Here is a 792-nt window from a genome sequence, read left to right as displayed (position 1 = left end):
AAACAAACCACAACACAAAACACCCAACCCCACACCACACACCACCCAACCACCCCACACCACAAACAACACCACACCCACCAACACCACCAAAAAAACCACACAAAACCACCAACCCAACCAACCCCCAACCCCCACCACAACCCCAACCCACCCACAACCCACCACCAACCCCAACAACCACCCCACCAAACCCAACCACCCACAAACAAACAACCCCAACAAAACCACACACCAAACCACACAACACAACACACAAAAACCACACCCCAAAAAGCCACACAAAAACCACAACCACACCCCCACCCCCCACCCACAAAAAACAACCCACCCCAAAACACAACAAAAAACACAACCACCCACACCCCCACCCACAACCAACCCACCCAACACAACCCAACAAAAACCAAACAAAAAACAACAAAAAAAAAAAAACCAAAAACACCAAACCCAAAAACAAACCCAACCACCACAAACACCAACAACAAAAAAAAACCAAAAAATACCACAACCACAAACACACCAAACCTCAACACCACCACACCCAACCCACCCCACAAAACACCCAACACCCCCACCCAAACAGCCAACAAAAAAAACAACACCAACCACAACCCCAAACAACCCAAACAAACACCAAAAAAAAACCAAACCCCAACACACCCAACACCCCCCCACCCAACCACCACCCACAAAACCCACACCACCCACCACCCACCCCCCAACACAAAACCACCACCACCCAACCCAAACCGCCGTTTCGGGCGCGTTTCTTTTATTGCTTGCATATTT

1 protein-coding gene is annotated in these 792 nt (G+C 49.4%); it reads right to left on the bottom strand.

Translation table 11 applies throughout. The features are described 5' to 3' along the window. A partial coding sequence (locus tag ACTHTY_RS11305) for a hypothetical protein (protein WP_440367697.1) occupies positions 1–746 on the bottom strand: 746 nt, incomplete at its 3' end. Positions 747–792: the final 46 nt, after the last annotated feature.

The organism is Neisseria sp. P0019.S002, from assembly GCF_051957155.1.
GTDB classification, from domain to species: domain Bacteria; phylum Pseudomonadota; class Gammaproteobacteria; order Burkholderiales; family Neisseriaceae; genus Neisseria; species Neisseria perflava.
This window is presented reverse-complemented; position numbering and strand designations above follow the sequence as displayed.